Here is a 22,613-nt window from a genome sequence, read left to right on the forward strand (position 1 = left end):
GATGATATGAAAGTAATTGCGGGGGTAGACGTTGGAAATTCTACCACTGAGGTTTGTATTTCAAAAATTGATAATAATGGTAAATTTCAATTTATTAGCAGTGGTATTAGTAAAACTACTGGAATAAAAGGAACAGAGGATAATGTTAAAGGAATAAGTGCTGCATTAAATAATGCTCTTGATAAAACAAATATAAGAATTAGTGATATTGATTCTATTAGGATAAATGAAGCGGCACCTGTAATTGGTGATACGGCCATGGAAACAATAACTGAAACCATAATAACAGAATCCACTATGATAGGTCATAATCCTTCTACTCCAGGAGGAGAAGGTCTTGGACTAGGGATTACCATTAATATCAATGATATGAATAAAGCTGATATGAATAAAGATTATGTAGTTATAATTCCCCAATCTTTAGATTATGAAGATGCCTCTGAAAAAATAAACTTGGCACTAAAAAATAAAATAAAAATCAAAGCAGCTATTGTACAAAAGGATGAAGCAGTATTAATTTGTAACAGAATAAATACTGTTATTCCCATAGTAGATGAAATTAAATATATTGAAAAAATCCCTCTGGATAAATTTGCAGCTGTAGAAGTTGCAAAATCAGGTCATACCATTAAGGTATTATCAAATCCTTATGGAATTGCTACAATATTTAATTTGAATTCTGAGGAAACTAAAAGAGTTATTCCTATAGCAAAAAGTTTAATTGGTATAAGATCAGCTATAGTAATAAAAACTCCTGAAGGTGAAGTGCAAGAAAAAGTAATTCCGTCAGGCAAACTTCTTATAAAAGCTAATAATAGCACTGAAAAAGTAGATGTAGATTCTGGTGCAGAAGCAATAATGAGTTTGGTAAATAGAATTGAAGAAATTGAAGATATATCAGGCGAAGCGGCTACAAATGTAGGGGGAATGATTAGTTCAGTAAAAAATACAATGGCAGAGTTGACAAATGAAAATATTTTAGATATTAAAATAAAAGACATTTTAGCCATTGACACTTTTTTCCCTAAAAAAGTAGTTGGTGGATTAGCAGAAGAAACTTTTATGGAAAATGCTGTGGCGGTTGCTGCCATGGTAAAAACTAAAAAATTACCCATGGATAGAATAGCTTCAAAGTTAAGTGCACTCACTAATATTGATGTACAAGTAGCAGGGGTAGAGGCAGTAATGGCAACATTGGGAGCGTTTACTACACCGGGAACAAAATTACCTCTTGCAATTTTAGATATTGGTGGAGGTTCAACGGATGCGGCAGTACTTCATGAAGATGGATTAATTAAGTCTATTCATTTAGCTGGGGCAGGTGAGATGGTAACAATGATCATAAACTCAGAACTTGGATTAAGTGATAGAAGTATTGCAGAAGATATAAAAAAGTATCCAATAGCAAAAGTTGAGAGTTTATTCCACATAAAAATGGAGAATGATGAAATAAAATTCTTTCAGGAGCCGCTAGAAGCTAGATTCTTTGGTAGAATAGTTATTTTAAAAAATAACGAGATGTTACCAATTTATAAAGATGTAAATTTAGAGAAAATAATTAGTGTTAGAAAAAGTGCAAAAGAAAGGGTTTTTGTACAAAATTCCTTGAGAGCTCTCAAACAAATTGCTCCTATGAACAATTTGAGAAATATACCTAATGTAGTTTTAGTGGGTGGCTCAGCTTTAGATTTTGAGATACCAGAAATGATTTTATCACAGCTATCCAAATATAAAATTGTGTCTGGCAGAGGAAATATTCGAAGTGTTGAAGGCCCAAGAAATGCAGTGGCAACAGGATTGGTTATGTCCTATGTTGGGAATTAAGGTGATTATATGTATAAGAATAAACCAGTAATTAATATATTTACTCATAATTGTAATAGTCAAGTATTAAAAGAGATATTTGCAGGAATAGAGGAAGAAGGACTTCCTTATGAAATATCTGAAATGGTTTATAAAGATGTTGATAGATTATCCTATGAAGCCTCAACTAATTCTTCTTTAGAAGTAGGCATTGGAGTAAATGAGTATGAAGTGGCTATTCATGTTAGACAAATGAAAAAAGGAGAATATTTATTTGAGTATTCTGGTTATAAATTAAAGCATATGAGAGTTTTAGGTTCAAATGCTGCTCGCTATGCTAAGAAAATACCTTTTAAAATAATATAAAAATTAGGTGGTAAGATGAGTGTAACTACTAAAACTGGAGATAGTGGATTCACATGTTTATTAAATTCAGAAGAAGTACCTAAGTATGATGTGAGAGTTGAAACAACAGGTGATATGGATGAATTAACAAGCTATTTAGGATTAGCAAAATCTCAAATAGATTTATATGAAATAAAAAATGAACTTGAAAAGATTCAGCAAAATATGATAACACTTATGGCACATATATCTTGTGGAGATGAAAACAGCTACTTAATCCCAGAAATTGAATTAATAAGACTCGAAGAAATAATCAATAACTTTGAGAGTAAATATCCTAAATTTAAAAAATTTATTCTTCCTGGAAGTAGTAAAGAATCAGCTACGCTAGATGTTGCTAGAGCAGTTTCTAGAAGAATTGAAAGACACTTATTAACTTTGGATAGATTGTATCCTGTAAATTTAATAAACAGAAAATATGTAAATAGGTTATCAGATTTTCTTTATGTATCTGCAAGATATTTAGAATCTTTGAAAAAAAATACTTTTGGAGATGATGACTCCTTGTACTCGGATAATACAGAAAAAAAAGAATTGAATCTAAAGGTTGCTAAAAATATATTGGAAATCACTGAACAATATGCAAATACAATTAATTTAAAGGTTGTTATTGCAGTAGCTAATAAATGGGGGCATATAATTGCTGTACATTTTATGGATGATGCATTACCAGGGAGTTTTGATATAGCTGTAAATAAAGCCTTTACTTCTGCTTCTTTAAGAATGCCTACGAATGAATTGGGAGATTTGGCAACAAATGGTCAACCTTTTTATGGCATTAACAATACAAATAATAATAGAATAGTAATTTTTGCAGGAGGCTATCCTTTGATTTATAAGGGAGAAGTTGTTGGAGCAATAGGAGTAAGTGGAGGCTCAGCAGCCCAAGATAATGAAATTGCTGCTTATGGAGCTAGTTCTATAAAGGAGGTATTATGATGGCTATAAATGAAAGCCAAATTGAAGAAATAGTTAAACAAGTTCTTCTAAATGTATCAGGAACAACAAAAGTTAAAAATGAGAATAAAGCAATAGGAATTTTTGAGGATATAGAAGAGGCTATAGATGCTGCTAAAATAGCTCAAAAAAAGATTAAGAAAATGTCAATGGAACAAAGAGAAAAAATCATAACAAGAATAAGAGAAAAAACTAGAGAAAATGCAAAAATAATGTCTGAAATGGCTGTTGAAGAAACTGGTATGGGTAGAGTGGATCATAAAATATTAAAGCATCTACTAGTAGCAGATAAAACACCTGGAACAGAAGATATAACAACCACTGCATGGTCAGGGGATAATGGTTTAACTTTAATAGAAATGGGTGCCTTTGGGGTAATCGGTGGAATAACACCAAGTACAAATCCAAGCTGCACAGTATTGTGTAACTCCATTGGAATGATAGCTGGAGGAAATACAGTAGTATTCAACCCACATCCAGGTGCAGTAAAGGTTTCAAATTATGCAGTTACATTAGTAAATGAAGCTTCTGTAGAATGTGGTGGGCCTGAGAATATAGCTTGTTCAGTTACAAAACCTACATTGGATAGTGGAAAAATACTAATGACTCATAAGGATATTGCTTTACTAGCAGTAACTGGAGGTCCTGGAGTTGTTACAGCTGCTTTAAAATCAGGAAAAAGAGCTTTAGGAGCTGGAGCAGGTAATCCACCAGTTGTAGTTGATGAAACAGCAGATTTACAAAGCGCCGCTAAACATATTGTAGATGGAGCAACTTTTGATAATAATTTACCATGTATTGCAGAAAAAGAAGTTGTTGCTGTTGAATCAATAGTAGAAGAATTAAAATACCATATGATTAATAACGGATGTTATGAATTAAAAGGTTCTGATATAGATAAATTAGTGAATACAGTTTTAATAAACAATAATGGCATAATTGGTTTAAATAGAGATTGTGTTGGTAAAGATGCAAAAGTTATTTTGAAAAAACTAGGTATAGAGGTAGATGATAGTATAAGATGTATTATTTTTGATGCAGATGAAGATCATATTTTAGTTTTAGAAGAATTGATGATGCCAATACTTGGAATTGTTAAAGTTGAAAATGTTGATGAAGCTATTAAACTTGCAGTTAGATATGAACATGGGAATAGACATTCAGCTCATATGCATTCAAAAAATATTGATAATCTAACTAAATACGGCAGAGAAATTGATACAGCTATATTTGTTAAAAATGCACCATCTTACTCTGCACTAGGATTTAATGGTGAAGGTTATTGTACTTTTACAATAGCAAGTAGAACAGGTGAAGGATTAACTTCTGGAAAAACATTTACTAAAAGTAGAAGATGTGTTTTATCAGATGGTTTATCAATTAGATAAGGAGAGAATATAATGGAAATCAATCAAATTAATGTTGAAGAAATTGTTAAACAAATTCTTTCAGAAATGAAAGGTGGACCAGTTACTAGTAGTCAAACGCCAAGTACAAATATGCCTAAAACATCTAAAGTTGCTTTGCTTACTGGAAAACAAAAGATTGAAGTTAGAGAATACCCAATTCCTGAAATTGGTGACGATGAAATGTTAGTTAAGGTTGAAGGCTGTGGAGTATGTGGAACAGACGTTCATGAGTACAAAGGTGATCCATTCGGTTTAATTCCAGTAGTACTTGGACATGAAGGTTCTGGTCAAATTATTAAAATGGGTAAGAACATAAAAAGAGATAGCATGGGCAAAGTAGTGAATCTAGGAGATAAAATAGTTACATGTGTTATTCCGTGTGGACATTGTGATGCATGCTTAAATACACCATCTAGAACTAATCTTTGTGAAAATACTGGAATATATGGCTTGATTTCAGATGATGAAACACATTTAAATGGATGGTTTTCTGAGTACTTAGTGGTGAGAAAAGGCTCTACCTTCTTTACAGTTAATGATATGGATCTAGATTCAAGATTATTAATCGAACCAGCAGCAGTTGTAGTTCATGCTGTAGAGAGAGCTAAAACAACGGGTTTATTAAAATTCAATTCTAAAGTTGTTGTTCAAGGTTGTGGACCAATAGGATTATTACTAATATCTGTAGTTAGAACTTTAGGGGTAGAGAATATAATTGCTATAGATGGTGATGATGCAAGACTTTCAATGGCAAAAGAAATGGGAGCAACTGATACTATTAATTTCATGAACCATAAGGGAATTGATGCTTTAGTAGGAGCAGTAAAAGATGCAACAAATGGTTTGGGTGCAGACTTTGCTTTCCAATGTACTGGGGTTCCAGTAGCAGCAGCTAATGTTTGGAAGTTTGTAAAAAGAGGTGGAGGACTTTGTGAAGTTGGTTTCTTTGTAGATAATGGAGACTGCACAATCAATCCTCATTATGATATTTGTAATAAAGAAATAACTTTAGTTGGTTCATGGGTTTATTCTCCACAGGACTACCCAATAACCTTTGATTTTATTAAAAGAGCAAAATCAATTGGTTTACCTCTTGAAAAGCTAATAACACACAGATATACAATAGATGAAATGAATGAAGCTATGGAAACTAATATGAAACAATTAGGAATAAAAGTAGTTTTCATAAACGATAAATTTTAGGAGAATGAATAATGGCACATGCAATAGGTTTTATTGAAGTTTTTGGTATGACAACTGCCTTGGTTGCTGCAGATGCTGGATGCAAAGCAGCAAATGTGACAATAGAAGCTCTTGACAAAAACAAACCAGGAAATGCAGATAGTCTTCCTGTACCTTTATTAATTTGTGTGAAGTTTAGGGGAAGCGTAGTAGATGTCGAAATGGCAATTGAAGCAGCAAAAAGAGCCGCTAATACAGTTAGTGGATTTGTGATAGCTCACATAATACCAAACTGTGCATTAGATACAGAAAAACTAACAAAATTAAATTGCTTTGAATAAGTAAAATTAAAAAAAAATATATCTTTAGGAGGATTAATTATGTTACAAGAAGCGTTAGGAATGATCGAAACAAGAGGTTTAATTGCAGCAATAGAAGCAGCAGATGCAATGGTGAAAGCAGCAGATGTTACTTTAGTTGGAACAGAAAAAATTGGTTCAGGACTTGTTACTGTAATGGTTAGAGGAGATGTAGGAGCAGTTAAAGCAGCTACAGAAGTTGGTTCAAGTGCTGCATCAAGATTAGGAGAACTTGTGGCTGTACATGTAATTCCAAGACCACATGGAGATGTAGAGAAAATACTACCAATTGTAAAATAAAATGGGATTAGGAGTGTAACTATTGTTTGCCATAGGGATAGTAGAAGTTAGTGGATATGTAACATCAGTTGAAGTATTAGATGCTATGTTAAAAACAGCCAATGTTGAATTTGTAACCTCTGAAAAAAAACTAGGTGGAAGATTAGTAACTATAGTTGTTAAGGGAAATGTATCTGCAGTTACTGCGGCAGTTGAAATGGGCAAAGAAAGTGCAGATAAAGTAGGGAAAACCGTTGCTTCTGCAGTTATACCAAATCCACATGAGGAATTAATTAAGATTCTCAACATAAGTGCCAAGAAATACAATAATAAATAGTAAAGTGGTGATAACTTGGAAGAAAAAGAACAATTAAAATCACCTGAACTAAAGGAAAACCAAGAAAAAAATTTAACGGTAACTAAAGTAAAAGCTTCAGGTAGAAATAAGTCTAATAATAAAAGTGCCAATACAACAAAGAATATAAAAAACGTTGTTGAAGTGAAAGATGAAGTAAAAGTAGTGAATGAAGTGGAAGTAGGAAACCAAGTTAAAATAGCAAGTGAAGCTAATAAGGATATTATTGAAGCAAATATTAATGAGAAAAAAGATAAGAAGGAAATTGCACAAAATAAAAATAGAAATTATAGGGAGGAAATAAAAATGGAACAACAAGCATTAGGAATGGTAGAAACAAGAGGTTTAGTAGCAGCAATAGAAGCAGCAGATGCAATGGTAAAAGCTGCAAATGTTGTATTAATAGGAAGCGAAAAAATAGGTTCAGGATTAGTATCAGTAATGGTTAGAGGAGATGTTGGGGCTGTTAAAGCTGCTACAGAAACTGGAGCTAGAGCTGCAGAAAGATTAGGAGAATTAGTAGCAGTTCATGTAATTCCAAGACCTCACGGAGATGTTGAAAAAATATTACCACAAGAAAAATAATTTTTATAAAAGAGTGTGATAAAAATGAGTATTGATGTTAATTCGTTAATTGAGAGAATAGTTAAAGAGGAAGTTGAGAAGTTTGTAGAAAGCAATGATAAAGTAGCTTCTGATATAGTTCCAGTAGGTGTTTCTGCAAGACATGTACATGTATCTCAAAAGGATTTAGAAGTACTTTTTGGTGAAAATGCTACTCTTACTAAAAAGAAAGAATTAATGGGTGGACAATTTGCAGCTGAAGAATGTGTAACTTTATTAGGAAGTAAATTAAATGCTATAGAAAAAGTTAGGATTCTTGGTCCGGTAAGGCAAGAAACCCAAGTAGAGTTAGCTAAAACAGATGCCATTAAATTAAAAATAAATGCACCAATAAGAGAATCAGGAAAAATTTCTGGATCTGCTTCCATAACTATAGTTGGCCCCAAAGGAGCAATAAATTTAAATGAAGGCTGTATAATTGCAAAGAGACATATTCATATGTCACCTAAAGAAGCAGCTGCGATGAATGTTATAGATAATGACTTTGTTAACATTAAAGTTCCGGGAGAACGAGGCGGGATATTTACTAATGTTCAAGTTAGAGTCCATGACACGTATACATTAGAAATGCATATTGATACAGATGAAGCAAATGCTTTTGGTATAAAATGCGGACAACATCTTAAATTGATTAAATAATAAAAATGTGCTAGTTGTGGTTAAATTAAGTTCTCTATGACTAATACTAAAATCAGTTCACAGCACATAGTTAATAAGCTTTCTTTTAGTAAGCTAATATAGCTATTCCAGTTTAACTATTAAGTTATATATGTACAAAACTCTTATAATCCGAGAGATTTTGTACAAGTATAAATTAAGTTTGACGAGGAAGTTCCTATAAAACTATGAACTGTGAACTGTAAATTATAAAATGGGGGTTATAACGTGGTAGTTGGTAAGGTAGTGGGAACAATTGTTTCAACAAGAAAAGACCCAAAATTAATAGGAAATAAATTTTTAGTAGTAGATATTTATGAAAAATTTGATAATGGAAATAAAGGCAAAATTTTAGCAATAGATAGTGTTGGTGCAGGTGTTGGAGATCTAGTTATTGTTACTTTGGGAAGTGCAGCTAGGTTTGCTTGTGATACTCCAGATATGCCAGTAGATGCAACCATAGTAGGAATTGTAGATGATGAAAAGGATATAAGAATTAATAGCTAATAAAAAACAATAGTTCTCAATATAGCCAGTAGCTTGAAGTGTTAGCTCTGTGCATAAAAGAGGTGTATATATGAATTTAGATGAATTAAAAGTTATTCTTAAGGAAAATGGAATTGTAGGAGCTGGTGGAGCTGGTTTTCCAACTTATGCAAAACTAAATAGTAAGGCAGATGTACTTATAATGAATTGTGCGGAATGTGAGCCCTTGATAAGGGTAGATAGACAACTTATCAAAATTTATACAGAAGAAATTCTAGATACTTATGAAATGATGGTTCAGGTTTTAGGTTGTGAAAAAGGAATAATAGGAATTAAATCTCATTATAAAGAGTCAATTGAAGCAATAAAACATAAAATAGAAAATTATCCTAAATTGGAATTAAATATATTGGAAGACGTATACCCGGCTGGAGATGAAGTTGTTTTAATCTATGAAACAACGGGAAGAATTGTACCAGAAGGAGCTATACCTATTACTGTTGGAGCAATTGTAGTTAATGTTGAAACAGTATTGAATATTCATAATGCTGTAGTAAATAAAAAAGCAGTAGTGGACACTTATGTAACAATAACTGGAGAAGTTAATAATCCTATTACTGTTAAAGCGCCTATCGGAAGTAAAGTCATTGATTTAATAAACTTGGCGGGTGGAAGTAAAATAGAAGATTATGAAATAATAATGGGTGGACCAATGACAGGGAGATTGACCACTTTAAATTCTTATATTACCAAAACTACTAAAGCATTGATAGTTCTCCCAAAAGAACATTTAGTAATAAATAAACGAAAATTTGATCCTTCTATAGATATAAAAAGGGCCATGTCAGTTTGTTCCCAATGTAGAATGTGCTCTGATTTATGTCCAAGAAATCAATTGGGGCATGTAATATCCCCACATAAAATCATGAATACTCTTGCAAATGGACTTACAGAGGATATTGATACCTTTACTTCTACAATGCTTTGTTGTGAATGTGGTATTTGTGAAATGTATGCTTGCCATCAGGGGTTAGCACCAAGAAGTTTGATTGCTGAAATGAAATTAAAGTTAAGAGAAAAAGGAATTAAAAATCCTCATAACAATGCACCAATAAATGTGGGAAGAATGAGAGAGTATAGAAAAATTCCTATTGATAGACTTATTGCAAAATTGAATTTAACTACTTATAATGTCGATGCAAATTTAAGCCCAGATAGATTAAAAGTTAAAAAAGTAGAAATAAATATGAGACAGCATATAGGGGCACCGGCAGTTCCAATAGTAAAAGTTGGAGATGAAGTTTATAAAGGAAATGTGATTGGCATTGTTGATGAAAAGAATTTAGGGGCTTTTATTCATGCTAGCATAACAGGGGTTATTGTTAGTGTGAGCGAAAATAGTATTTTTATTGAAGCAAGAGGTGATATAAATGGATAAAGCTATAGGATTAGTTGAATATAAAACAGTAGCAACGGGAATTACAGCTTCAGATGAAATGATAAAAACAGCCCATGTAGAGCTATTAATGGCTCAAACGGTTTGTCCTGGTAAGTTCATAGCCTTAATTGCAGGGGATTTAAGTGCAGTAAAAGCTGCAATTGAAGTTGGTAAGTCTAAATATGAATATAATTTAATAGATAGCTTTATACTTGGTAACCCTCATGAATCAATATTTAGTGCAATGAATGCTACAGCTAAATTTGGTAATTCAGGAGCCTTAGGTATAGTTGAAACTTATTCTGCAGCTACAGCTATAGTAGCAGCAGATATTGCAGCTAAAACGGCAAAGGTAAATATATTAGAGTTGAGGATTGCAAGAGGAATGGCCGGAAAAAGCTTTGTTTTAATTAGTGGAGAAATTGCTGCTGTAGAAGCTTCAGTGCAAGCAGCTATTCAAATGGTAAAAGAAGAAGGTATGCTAATAGACATGTCTATAATACCAAATCCGGACCCTAAACTTTGGGAAACTCTTGTATAAAACAATTAAGATAATATGAAATTAACAAAGGGGTGTTTTACATGAGCTATAAAATGTTGATAATTAATCCAGGGTCTACATCTACAAAAATTGGGGTATATGAAGATGAAAAACAGATTTTTGAGGAAACCTTGAGACATTCATCAGAAGAAATTGAAAAGTATGATAAGATTTATGATCAATTCGAATTTAGAAAAATTGTTATTTTAAACATTCTAAAGGAAAATGGAATTAACATAAAAGATTTAAATGCAGTGGTTGCTAGAGGTGGACTTTTAAAACCAATTGATGGTGGTACTTATGCAGTTAATAAAAGAATGATTGAAGATTTGAAAATAGGAATACAAGGACAACACGCTTCAAACTTAGGTGGAATTATTGCAAATGAAATTGCAAGTCTACTAGAAGTTCCTTCTTTTATAGTAGACCCAGTGGTAGTTGATGAAATGGAAGAAGTTGCAAGAGTGTCAGGTATGGAAGGTATAAATAGAAAAAGTGTTTTTCATGCTTTAAATCAAAAAGCTGTTGCAAAAAGATATTCCCTAGAAAATAATAAAAATTATGAAGAACTAAATTTAATTGTAATACATATGGGGGGAGGAGTTTCTGTCGGCATTCATAAAAACGGGAGAGTTGTGGATGTAAACGGAGCTATAGACGGAGATGGTCCATTCTCACCAGAAAGAAGTGGAAGCGTACCTATTGGAGACATTGTTAATATGTGTTTTAGTGGAAAATATACAATTGATGAAATAAATAAAAAGATTGCCGGTAAAGGTGGTATAGTATCATACTTAGGTACAAATGATGTAAGAACAGTTCAGGGAATGGTTGATACAGGGGATGAAAAAGCTAAGCTGATTTTGGAAGCTTTTATATATCAAGTTTCTAAAGAAATTGGAAGTGCATCAACTGTACTAAAAGGAAATGTAGATGCTATTATTTTAACTGGTGGCATAGCTTACAGTAAGAATATAACAAGTAAAATTGTTGAGAGTGTAGGTTTTATTGCACCAGTAACAATTTATCCAGGAGAAGATGAATTATTAGCACTTGCACAAGGAGCTTTAAGGGTTTTAAATGGTAGTGAAAAAGCAAAAGAATATTAAAATTTATTTTTAGGGATTTATATTAATATATAATAAAAATTATAAGAATTTCTAAAGTATTTAAGAGGTGTGCACAAAATTGAGCACACCTCTTTATAATGTTAAAAGATAAGCTAAATCCTTTCATATTTACATTTATAAAAATATTTTTGCAAACTCCATATTGTCAAATTCATTCTCTTTCAAATTATTCAAAACATCAGCTAAATAAGTTTTATGATGTTCTATAGTTTTTGAAAAAACTTGTATAAATCTAACTACATTATCAATAGAAGATTCTTTATTAAACAAAAAGATTCCAATCAAATAAAATCTAATAAGTGCAAATCTCATTAAAAGCATAATATAACCGTCAAATACTGAGTCTGTTTCTGAAAAAGGGAATAAATCCTTATATATAAAATTAACTAAGTAATTTTCGAAAATATAGCTATTATTATTTATGAAATTTTCAAAATAATTATCAAAACCTTCTTTATAAGTTTCTGAATATTTATTTAAATCATTTGTATTATTAAAATTCAACCCAGATATAAGCTCTTTAGTATATTCTTGAAAAGAAGTACTGTCAACTTCTTCAAAAACATTTAAATCATCTATAAGTTTCTTTAATAATGATATTTGAATAGCATAATTTACTATAGGTTTTTCATAGAAATCATTGATTGAATTTATATCATATTCATTAATAAAATTACTCACTTCGTTAAAATTATTATCAAGTTTTTCTTCAAGTTCGTCTAAGAAATTTCCTAATATAAAAAATCTTTCACTTAAATCAAATTCTCTGTTTTTTATTATTTTAATGCTAAAATTTCTGATTTCCTTTATGTACTTTATAGGAAAATTATTAAATTCTTTAGAAGTAGTATCAATATCTCCAGATATAATATGTTTACCTAAAGTATTTTCACTTTCTTTGAATTGGAGTCCATCTTTTTTTAATAAAAGAATTCTTGCAGCTTCTGGGCAAGCTGTATCAAGAGACATTTCATAATAGTCATCAATTTTATTGATAATTCTAGGGAAAGAGGTGCAGACATTTGAAAGATATTCTTCTCCTAGATTAGTGTAGATTACACAATAATTATTTTCGTCTAAAAAAGGACAAACTTTACCCTCTCTTAACTTAACTTTTCCATAATCTATATCAGCGTTACAATAGGCATCATTATTATGAACGTTCTTTTGAAACATTTTCTTCATATCTTTGTCTTGAACTTTATAATACTGTCTGAATGTAGTTTTATCAATATCTACATCCCAACCAACACAACAGGTATCTTCACAACTACCCCCTATACACTTAAATTCCTGAACATATAGTGGATATCTCATTTTCACTTTTTTATTCATTAGTACCTCCAAACTAATACCGCTGGCAAAAATACTCCAGGCATGATTTACTTGAGTATAATATCAAGAATAATATATATTATACTTGATATTTCGGTAAACATCTATACACTGTTAATCCACACCAGGAATATATTATAAAAATTTTTATTTATACTTTTGTAAAAGTATGAGTAAGTGGTTTCAAGAAACAATTGGTTTTGGGTTAAATTCAAATTTTGTTAAGTGAGCGCCAATAAATACCTGCAAAAAATTTAAATTGCAATTTAGTGCAATATATTTATAGACGAGTCAAATATTTATGATTTACTAGGAATAATAGGAGTTATACAATGACAATATAACAGTTTTTAGAATTTGAACATTAGTGAAAGGGGATTGCTATGAGAGAAATATATTCAATGAATTATGATTGGAAGTTTTATGACGGGGATATTCAAGATAGAAGTTTTGATTGTACACATGGAAATGTAAGTAAAAATCCATCATGGATGAAGTCAGGCAATAATGGTGTTGCAAAATGGGGATATCCTGATTTAGATTGGCAAGATATTGATCTACCACATGATTTTGTATGTGAAAGAGGTGAGTTTTCTGAAACAGCTAGTGCTTCGCAAGGTAGCTTAGTAAAAGGAATTGTATGGTATAGAAAAACCTTTGAGCTGAAGAAAGAGGACAGTGAAAAATGTGTAACAATTGAATTTGATGGAATATTTAGAAATTATGAAGTATGGTTAAATGGCCATCTTTTAGGTATGGAAATAAGTGGTTATAAAAGTGTATCTTATAATATTGATGATGTATGTAGCTATGAAGATGTGAATGTTATTGCTATTAGAGTAGATGCAACGGATTGTGAAGGTTGGTGGTATGAGGGTGGTGGTATTTATAGAAACGTTAGATTAGTAAAAACCTCAAAACTTCATGTTGGTCAATGGGGAACCTTTGTTAAATATACTGTTTTAGAAGAGAGTAAAGCCGAAGTTGTTTGTGATACAACCATATACAATGAATATGATAAAGTAATGGTATTTGATTTAGTGACTCAAATTATAAATCAAGCAGGTGAAGTTGTAGAAGAAATTAGGAATATAAATTCTATAAAGCCACATAGTCAGCTTGTAGTAATGAATTGTATTAATATGGATAAAACAATTTTATGGGATATTGAGGATCCATATCTTTATAAGTTAAATACTTTGATAAAGAAAGACAATGAAATTATGGATTGTTATGAAACAAAATTTGGTATAAGAACAGTTCATTTTGATAATGAAACAGGTTTTTATTTAAATGGTAAAAATATTAAATTAAAAGGTGTTTGTTGCCATGAAGATCATGCAGGGGTAGGAGTAGCTGTACCTGATGCATTACATGAATATAGAATTAAACTTTTAAAAGAAATGGGTTGTAATGCTTATAGAACATCTCATAATCCACCCACTCCGGCACTGCTAGATGCTTGCGATAAACTAGGTATGTTAGTAATGGATGAAACAAGAGTAATGGATACCAGTGAAGAATATGTTCAGCAACTAAAAACATTAATTAAACGTGATAGAAATCATCCAAGTGTAATATTGTGGTCTCTTGGAAATGAAGAAATGAATATTCATGGAACTGATGTGGGTATAAGAATTTATAAACGACTTATAAGAATAGCAAAAAGTCTTGACCCAACAAGAAAAACCACCTATGCAATGAATTGTAATTGGTATGATATTAGTGAATTTAATGAAAGTCATAATTTTAGTGTTGAAGTAGGTGGTTTAAATTATAATTTGATGAGAAATTTCAATAAGTATGATACATTACATGAAAAATACCCAGAAATGGTTTTGGTTGGCACAGAAAATGCTAGTACACTTTCAACAAGAGGATTATATTGTGAAGAACCTAGTTCAAATGATGCTAGTATAACATTTAAATCTTCACATGAGTGCATATTTGAAAAAGCACAAAGGAATCAGATTGTAAGTGGGTATGGCGAAGTTTATCCACCTTGGGGTTCTACTCCTATGGAAACATGGACATCTGTTGATACAAGAGATTTTATGGCAGGGGTATTTATATGGACAGGATTTGATTATCGTGGAGAAACCATTCCGTATAGATGGCCATTTACTGTGTCACATTTTGGGATTATGGATCTTTGTGGATTCCCAAAAGATATTTATTATTATTATAAATCATGGTGGACAAATGAAGATACTCTTCATATTTTTCCACATTGGAATTGGGAAGGTAAAGAAAAAGAATTAATAGATGTTTGTGTATTTAGTAATATGGATTGTGTTGAATTATTTTTAAATGATAAGAGTCTTGGTATAAAAGAGATAACAAAGGCTGTGAAAGCAACTTGGCAAGTTCCTTATGAAGCAGGAACATTAAAAGCAGTAGGTTATAAAGGTGAAGAAGTAATAATGGTTAAAGAAGTGAAGACAACAAAAAAAGCCTCAAAAATTGGTATAACTTCAAATAAAAGTGAGTTATTGGCAAATAAAAATGATGTTTGTATTATTAATATTGAAGCACTTGATGAGGATGGTTATTTTGTTCAAACTTCAAACGAATTATTAGAATTTAGCATAAAAGGGGAAGGTAAAATTATTGGCACAGGTAATGGAAATCCCATGAGCCATGAACAAGATAAATTGTTACAAAGAAAATTATATCATGGTTTGTGTCAAGTTATAGTACAATCAAATTTTCAAACAGGGGACATTATTTTAACGGTAGAAGGTAAGGATTTTGAGCAAACACAAATACAATTAAAATCTATAGAAACAAATGAGTTTAAATATGTGGGTAAAGTATCAAAAGATATAGCTTTAGCTAAGATAATAGGCAGAAGAGATGCTGCAGATGGTTTAGTTTAAGAATAGCTACCAGGTAAAAGGGGGATGAAGAAATCCCTCTTTTTTTTTTTACTTTTCAATTAATGAAAACCATGTTGTTGTCGAAATTCTATAGGGGATATGCCTTCTACTTTTTTAAATATGGCACTGAAATAACTAGGATCTTTGAAACCAGTTTGAATGCCGATATCTTTAATAGAGGATTGAGGATTCTGAAGTAAAATTTTTTTTGACATAGAAATCCGATATTGATTTAAATAAGTTATTAAGCTTACGGGATTATATGCTTTAAAAATCCGGCAGATATAATAGGTTGAAATGCCTAAAGCTTTAGAAATATCTTCTAATGAAATATCTTTATCATAATTTTCTTCTAAATAAATGATTATTTTTTCAAAGGTCATTTGTTTTTTTGTTTTATGATTATAAGCAGAATTTATTCTTTTGCAATAGCTTAATTTTGTAATCAAAGTATATATTAATATAGAACATTCAATATGTTTTTTATTATTGTTTGATTTTAGCATCAGCAAAGATTCCTCAAATATATTAGCAATAGATTTTATGCTACTTAGCTCAAAAACTTCATGATTTTCTATATTGAGTTGTTTTAATAATTGAGGAATGTAGGTACCATCAAATACTACCCAATTGATTTTCCATGGTTTGGATATAGAAAAATATTCATGAGGTACATTTTTTTCTATAAGAAAAATATTTTTATTTGAAATAATATATTCCTTATTATTAACTATTAATTTACCTTTTCCACCAGAACAAACTAAAATTTGATTTTTATCAAAAGTATTATTTCGGATAACATGATCTTGATTTTCTAAAAAACCCAGTTCGCTAATATAGAAAGGTAGATTATATACATCACTATTAAGTACAGGGAATTCAAATAGCATATAAACACCTCCTGATAAATACATTATACAATATTATAATAATGAGAGAAAGTAGGAAAACTATTACCATAGGCTGCAAGAAAATATTCTACCGTTGTAGGGAATTTTTTTAAATCCAGTAAATGTATTTTGATTTTCTATTGACAAATAGGTGAATTTAAATATAATAAATTAAAATACTTAATATGTTTCTTAGTTGTAAAATTTCTATAGTATCATATAAAGTAGTAGCTATTAAAAAAAAATGTATTTACAATAGTAATTATATATGAAAATATTATATTCAAAGATTATATTATAAATATTATATGTATTATATATAGCAAATAGTTTCTGAAAGAATTAGGGAGGATGCGTTAGTGAATATTATAAATAATAAAATTGTCAGTAAAGATGTGAAATTAGATAAGGAAATAATTCACTTAGGGTTAGATGTAGGGTCAACTACAGTTAAGATAGTAGTTATTAATAAAGAACAAGAATTATTATATAGCAGATATGAGAGACATTATTCTGACATAAGAGATACTGTTTCAACACTTATAAAAGACGCATATAAACAATTTGAAGATAGTAATATTACCATTATGGTTACGGGTTCTGGAGGGCTTTCTATATCTAAATGGCTAGATGTGCCTTTTATTCAAGAGGTTATTGCTTGTGCTAAAACAATAGAAGAAATAATACCTAGAACAGATGTTGCAATAGAGCTTGGTGGGGAAGATGCTAAGATAACTTACTTTGAGGGAAGCTCTATTGATCAAAGAATGAATGGTATTTGTGCAGGGGGTACAGGAGCTTTTATTGATCAAATGGCATCTTTATTAAAAACTGATGCAATGGGATTAAACGAATTAGCTAAAGATTACAAAGCTATTTACCCAATTGCTGCAAGATGTGGAGTTTATGCTAAAACAGATGTACAACCACTTATTAATGATGGTGCACCAAAAGCAGATATTGCAGCATCGATTTTTCAAGCAGTTGTAAATCAAACCATTGCGGGACTTGCTTGTGGAAAACCTATTAAAGGTAATATTGCATTTATAGGGGGGCCACTTTACTTTTTATCAGAACTGAGAAATAGATTTATTGAAACCTTAGAATTATCTGAGGAGGCAGCAATAATTCCAGAAAACTCACAATTATTTGTTGCTTTAGGAGCTGCTATAGAGTCTGAAGTTAATGATGATATTATTTTTAAAGAATTAGTGCAAAAATCAGAGAGCTTAAAGGATTCTAGTGCAAACGAAGTTGCTAGATTAAATCCATTATTTGAAGATAAAAAAGCCCTTGAGGCATTCAAGAAAAGACATGATAAAAATGTTGCCAAAGTTGCAGATATTAGTACCTATGAAGGTAATTGCTATTTAGGGATAGATGCAGGGTCTACCACAACAAAAGCAGCTCTTATTAATGAATCAGGTGAATTGCTATATGAGTATTATGGAAGTAATAATGGAGAGCCTCTTGAGTTAGTTATTAAAATTATAAGTGAAATTTATGAAAAACTGCCTGAAAAAGCTGTGATTGTAAAGTCAACTATTACTGGTTATGGAGAATCACTTATTAAAGAAGCACTTCAAATAGATATTGGAGAGATTGAAACTATTGCACACTATAAAGCGGCAGACTTCTTTTTACCAGGAGTAGATTTTATACTGGATATTGGTGGACAAGATATGAAATGTCTACGTATAAAAAATGGCACGGTAGATGATATAATGCTTAATGAATCTTGCTCATCTGGTTGTGGGTCTTTTATAGAAACTTTTGCAACTTCTCTTAATTATAAAATTGAAGATTTTGCTGAGGCAGCTTCATTATCGGATAAACCAGTAGACCTTGGTTCTAAATGTACAGTTTTTATGAATTCACGTGTTAAACAAGCTCAAAAAGAGGGGGCATCTGTAGGAGATATTTCTGCAGGATTATCATACTCAGTTATTAAAAATGCATTACAAAAGGTAATTAAGATAAGAGACCCAAAACAAATGGGGGAAAAGATTATTGTTCAAGGGGGAACTTTTTACAATAATGCAGTTCTTAGAGCTTTTGAACATATATCTGAAAGAGAAGTTATTAGACCTAATATTGCAGGATTAATGGGTGCATTTGGAGCGGCTTTAATCGCAAAAGAAAGATTTGTAGAAGGGGAACAAACTACATTACTTAAAAAAGAAGAGTTATCAGAATTTGAATTTCAACCTTCCATTAGCCATTGTAAGTTATGTGGAAACAATTGCTTGTTAACCACTACAAAGTTTAATAATGGCAAACAATTTGTTTCAGGTAATAGATGTGAAAAAGGAGCAGGAAAAGAGATTCCAAATAAAGATATTCCTAATTTGTATGATTACAAGATGGGTAGAATATTTGCATATAAGCCTTTGAAAGTGAAGGATGCCAAAAGAGGAATTGTGGGAATACCTCGTGTTTTAAATTTATATGAAAACTATCCATATTGGTATACTTTTTTTACAGAGTTAGGTTTTAGCGTTCAGTTATCTCCAAAATCAAGTAAAAAAATATATGAAGAAGGAATTGAAACAATTCCCTCTGAATCAGTGTGTTATCCAGCTAAGCTTGTTCATGGACATGTTATTCATTTGATTAAAAAAGGGGTGCCTTTTATTTTCTACCCATGTATTCCCTATGAAGTGAAGGAAAGTAAGCAGGCAGATAATAATTATAATTGTCCCATTGTAACCTCATATCCTGAAGCTATCAAACATAATGTTAGCATGTTACAAGAGGAAAATGTTAAGTTTATGAATCCATTTTTACCAATGGATGATGAAAAAAGATTAGCGGAGAGATTAAATGAAGAGTTTTTGGAATATGGATTTGATATTCCAAGTGAAGAAATAAAAGCTGCGGCTAAGAAAGCTTGGCAGGAAAAACTGAAAGTTAGAGAAGAAATTGCAAATAAAGGAGAAGAAGTTCTTCAATATCTAGAAGATAATAATAAAAAAGGAATTGTGCTAGCGGGAAGACCTTATCATATAGATGAGGAAATTAATCATGGCTTAACAAATATTATTACTAATTTAGGTATGGCAGTTTTAACAGAGGACTCTATTTTCCATTTAAATGAAACAAACCGTAAACTAAGGGTTCTTGATCAATGGAGTTATCATAGTAGAATGTATTCAGCAGCAGAGGTTGTGGGAAATAATCCAAGATTAGAGCTTATTCAATTAACATCTTTTGGATGTGGGGTTGATGCAGTGACAAGTGATCAAGTTGGTGAAATATTAGAAAGCTATGGAAAGATTTTCAGTCTTATTAAAATTGATGAAGGAAATAATCTTGGTGCTATTAAGATTAGAATACGTTCCTTAAAAGCTGCTATGGATGAACGTGAAAGAAAAAATGTAATTCCAGAAAAGGTTCATATTAATACAAATAAATCAGTGTTTACAAAAGAAAGTAAAAAGAAACATACAATTTTAGCTCCTAATATGTCACCTATCCACTTTGATTTAATAAAAACTGTATTTGAAAGTGAAGGATATAATATCGTTATATTGCCAGGGGTGGACCCAGGGGCTGTGGATGAAGGGTTGAAATATGTAAATAATGATTCTTGTTATCCTTCTATATTAACAGTTGGACAAATTATGAAAGCTCTTAAATCAGGAGAATATGATTTAGATAATACCACTGTGTTTATGACTCAAACTGGTGGGGGATGTAGAGCATCTAATTATGTTGGTTTAATAAGAAAAGCCTTAAGAGATACTAATATGGAGCAAATCCCTGTGGTTTCTATTAATGCATATGGTATTGAAGAAAATCCAGGATTTAATCTTCGAAGATCAATTCTTAATAAAGCTGTAATGGCAATAGTATATGGGGATATTTTCCTTCGTGTTACGCAAGCTACAAGACCTTATGAAAAAGTAAAAGGCTCTACAGAAGAGTTGCATAACAAATGGAAAGAGATTGCAATAAATAATATTCAAAATGGAAATGTTATTGTATATAGAAATAATGTGAAAAAAATTATTGAGGAATTTGATGCTTTAGAAAGAATAGACATTCTTAAACCTAAAGTGGGTATTGTTGGAGAAATATTAATTAAATATCATCCAACAGGGAATAATCAAATAGTTAAAGTACTAGAAGAAGAGGGTGCTGAAGTAAGTGTGCCAGATTTATTGGACTTTTTCCTTTATTCAGCTTTTACAGCAAAATTCAAATATGAAAAGTTAAATGGTAGTAAAAAAGCTTGGAACCATGCTAATATGTTTATTAAAATATGTGAAATATACAGAAAATCTGCAAGAAAAGCTTTTGAAAATAGCGTAAATTTTACTGCACCAACAAGTATACAGAAAAAAGCAGAGCATGCTGAAGAACTAATTTCTCTTGGAAATCAAACAGGAGAAGGCTGGTTTTTAACAGGGGAAATGGTAGAATTAGTGAAGCATGGATTTGAAAATGTGGTTTGTGTACAACCATTTGGATGTTTACCAAATCATGTTATTGGTAAAGCAATGATTAAACCAATTAAAGAAAAGCATCCAAGAGCCAATATTGTTGCTATTGACTATGACCCAGGGGCTAGTGAAGTTAACCAATTAAACAGGTTGAAGTTAATGCTATCTGTAGCCAATAAAAACATGAAAACAGTAGAAAATATAAAGAAATCAGTAGTATAAAGTAAGTCGAAAAATTAAATAAGCTTGAAATAAATTTAAAAGCCAATCTTTCGTATATTCGAAGAATTGGCTTTTATAATCTTTACTTTTTACTCTACTTTTAATGAATTGAATTGAGTACCGTCCCCCCAAGTTCTAAAACCTGTATAATTTGAAGTTCCTGAATCCGCAGTTATTGTACTTTGGTAATCCCAATCAAACTTATATTCGCCATCGATATATACTTTCAGATTCTTATTAGTATTCCCGCTATTTGTATTAGTGACTTTTAATTCAATATCATGTGAGTCGGTCCACCAAGGATCTGAACTAGCGGGAAGTCCCTCAGAATATCTAAAGGGTATAGCACTTTCATTAACAGTAACATTGCTATTAACTGTTCTTTTTCTTATAATTAATTCCCCGCCGGAATAACCTCTATCGAATTGAAAAATATATCCTGAATCTGTTTTACCGCCATCTGTTGTTGTAGTATCAAAAAAAACACCATATCCCCCAGCTGTGTTATTACCCTCTAAACTTGCTGTTAGGCTAATATTATATTCAGATTTTGGTATTTCTTTAAAAATTGTTCCATAACTACTTCTTATGGAAGTTCCATTAAATACTTTCCAATTTGATAAATTTGAGGATAAAAATCCGTTGGCAGCTAAGTCTTGGGCATCCTTATTTGAAAAATCATAATCAATAACATATGCTTTATCATCATATATTACTACGTCATTTTCGTGATTTTTGCAGTGAATACTAAAGCCATAATCACTTTTCTTTATTGTATAATCATGTGTATCATCAGTTTCAGGACAATTAGGAATTTCATTAAAATAAAGGTTGTCCTTATTGTCTATAATATCTTGTAGCAATTGCTCTTCATCTTCATAATTATTTTGAGAAATTTGCAAATAATACATTTTTAGAAGGCTAACTCTATTATCTAAACATACTTCATATTTTGCATTATCTTGATATGAGCTATACTTAGGAATTGCTACAGCAGACAGTATTCCAAGTATAGCAATAACAATAATAAGCTCTATAAGTGTAAAACCGGATTTAACATTTTTCATATAAACACATCCCTTGAAAATAATACTATAATATATATAATAATATATATTATACCATTAAATAGGACGCTTTTGAATTAAAAAGAGTAGTTATCACTTATATTTTACTGTAACTTTACTGTAACTTTAATGTAACTATTTAATTATTTT

19 protein-coding genes are annotated in these 22,613 nt (G+C 31.0%); 16 read left to right on the plus strand and 3 right to left on the minus strand.

Annotated features, from left to right (window positions below; all coding sequences use genetic code 11):
• Positions 1-6 precede the first annotated feature (6 nt).
• The 14 genes from BUB83_RS05330 (at position 7) to buk (ending at position 11,604) form a co-directional block, all read left to right on the plus strand.
• Positions 7-1,824: a diol dehydratase reactivase subunit alpha gene (locus BUB83_RS05330; protein ID WP_073337417.1), complete on the plus strand. Its 1,818-nt coding sequence runs from the start codon at positions 7-9 to the stop codon at positions 1,822-1,824.
• A 9-nt stretch (positions 1,825-1,833) separates the two neighbouring features.
• Positions 1,834-2,169 carry a glycerol dehydratase reactivase beta/small subunit family protein gene (locus BUB83_RS05335; RefSeq protein WP_073337418.1) on the plus strand — a complete coding sequence of 112 codons (336 nt, stop codon included), beginning with the start codon at positions 1,834-1,836 and terminating at the stop codon, positions 2,167-2,169.
• Positions 2,170-2,184: 15 nt separating this feature from the next.
• A complete protein-coding gene (locus tag BUB83_RS05340; RefSeq protein WP_073337419.1) occupies positions 2,185-3,147 on the plus strand; it encodes a cob(I)yrinic acid a,c-diamide adenosyltransferase in 963 nt (320 codons plus the stop codon).
• Positions 3,147-4,553: an aldehyde dehydrogenase family protein gene (locus tag BUB83_RS05345; RefSeq protein WP_073337420.1), complete on the plus strand. Its 1,407-nt coding sequence runs from the start codon at positions 3,147-3,149 to the stop codon at positions 4,551-4,553. The genes BUB83_RS05340 and BUB83_RS05345 overlap by 1 nt, the downstream gene beginning before the upstream one ends.
• A 12-nt stretch (positions 4,554-4,565) precedes the next feature.
• A complete protein-coding gene (locus BUB83_RS05350) occupies positions 4,566-5,777 on the plus strand; it encodes a zinc-dependent alcohol dehydrogenase (RefSeq protein ID WP_073337421.1) in 1,212 nt (403 codons plus the stop codon).
• Positions 5,778-5,788: 11 nt separating this feature from the next.
• Positions 5,789-6,097 (plus strand): BMC domain-containing protein, encoded by a 309-nt coding sequence (locus BUB83_RS05355; RefSeq protein WP_073337422.1) that lies wholly within the window; start codon positions 5,789-5,791, stop codon positions 6,095-6,097.
• A 39-nt stretch (positions 6,098-6,136) separates the two neighbouring features.
• Positions 6,137-6,415, plus strand: coding sequence for an ethanolamine utilization microcompartment protein EutM (gene eutM, locus BUB83_RS05360; protein WP_073337423.1), 279 nt, complete (start codon positions 6,137-6,139; stop codon positions 6,413-6,415).
• Positions 6,416-6,437: 22 nt separating this feature from the next.
• Positions 6,438-6,731: a BMC domain-containing protein gene (locus BUB83_RS05365; RefSeq protein WP_073337424.1), complete on the plus strand. Its 294-nt coding sequence runs from the start codon at positions 6,438-6,440 to the stop codon at positions 6,729-6,731.
• A gap of 324 nt (positions 6,732-7,055) precedes the next feature.
• A complete protein-coding gene (locus tag BUB83_RS21530) occupies positions 7,056-7,334 on the plus strand; it encodes a BMC domain-containing protein (protein WP_143160485.1) in 279 nt (92 codons plus the stop codon).
• A gap of 24 nt (positions 7,335-7,358) precedes the next feature.
• Positions 7,359-8,012, plus strand: a complete 654-nt coding sequence (gene pduL / locus BUB83_RS05375; protein WP_143160480.1) for a phosphate propanoyltransferase — start codon at positions 7,359-7,361, stop codon at positions 8,010-8,012.
• A gap of 246 nt (positions 8,013-8,258) precedes the next feature.
• On the plus strand, positions 8,259-8,537 hold the full coding sequence (locus BUB83_RS05380; protein ID WP_073337425.1) for a EutN/CcmL family microcompartment protein: 279 nt from the start codon (positions 8,259-8,261) through the stop codon (positions 8,535-8,537).
• 70 nt (positions 8,538-8,607) lie between these two features.
• Positions 8,608-9,954 carry a 4Fe-4S dicluster domain-containing protein gene (locus tag BUB83_RS05385; RefSeq protein ID WP_073337426.1) on the plus strand — a complete coding sequence of 449 codons (1,347 nt, stop codon included), beginning with the start codon at positions 8,608-8,610 and terminating at the stop codon, positions 9,952-9,954.
• Entirely contained in the window at positions 9,947-10,495 is a 549-nt protein-coding gene (locus BUB83_RS05390; protein WP_073337427.1) for a BMC domain-containing protein, read from the plus strand. Before BUB83_RS05385 ends, BUB83_RS05390 begins: the two co-directional genes overlap by 8 nt.
• Positions 10,496-10,536: 41 nt before the next feature.
• Positions 10,537-11,604 carry a butyrate kinase gene (gene buk / locus BUB83_RS05395; protein WP_073337428.1) on the plus strand — a complete coding sequence of 356 codons (1,068 nt, stop codon included), beginning with the start codon at positions 10,537-10,539 and terminating at the stop codon, positions 11,602-11,604.
• 135 nt (positions 11,605-11,739) lie between these two features.
• Here the strand turns inward: buk and fliB are convergent, their stop codons facing one another.
• Entirely contained in the window at positions 11,740-12,960 is a 1,221-nt protein-coding gene (fliB, locus tag BUB83_RS05400) for a flagellin lysine-N-methylase (protein ID WP_073337429.1), read from the minus strand.
• 383 nt (positions 12,961-13,343) lie between these two features.
• On the opposite strand from fliB, the gene galA reads away from it, so the two are divergent.
• On the plus strand, positions 13,344-15,839 hold the full coding sequence (gene galA / locus BUB83_RS05405) for a beta-galactosidase GalA (RefSeq protein WP_073337430.1): 2,496 nt from the start codon (positions 13,344-13,346) through the stop codon (positions 15,837-15,839).
• 59 nt (positions 15,840-15,898) lie between these two features.
• Here galA and BUB83_RS05410 read toward each other — a convergent pair whose 3' ends face one another.
• Positions 15,899-16,729: an AraC family transcriptional regulator gene (locus tag BUB83_RS05410; protein ID WP_073337431.1), complete on the minus strand. Its 831-nt coding sequence runs from the start codon at positions 16,727-16,729 to the stop codon at positions 15,899-15,901.
• 365 nt (positions 16,730-17,094) lie between these two features.
• Here BUB83_RS05410 and BUB83_RS05415 point away from each other — a divergent pair, with 365 nt between their 5' ends.
• On the plus strand, positions 17,095-21,396 hold the full coding sequence (locus BUB83_RS05415; protein ID WP_242950638.1) for a 2-hydroxyacyl-CoA dehydratase: 4,302 nt from the start codon (positions 17,095-17,097) through the stop codon (positions 21,394-21,396).
• Between the two features lie 89 nt (positions 21,397-21,485).
• Here the strand turns inward: BUB83_RS05415 and BUB83_RS22680 are convergent, their stop codons facing one another.
• Positions 21,486-22,463, minus strand: a complete 978-nt coding sequence (locus tag BUB83_RS22680) for a prepilin-type N-terminal cleavage/methylation domain-containing protein (protein ID WP_084133416.1) — start codon at positions 22,461-22,463, stop codon at positions 21,486-21,488.
• Between the last annotated feature and the right edge of the window lie 150 nt (positions 22,464-22,613).

Source organism: Clostridium grantii DSM 8605, from assembly GCF_900129965.1.
In the GTDB taxonomy this organism is placed as follows: domain Bacteria; phylum Bacillota; class Clostridia; order Clostridiales; family Clostridiaceae; genus Clostridium_AF; species Clostridium_AF grantii.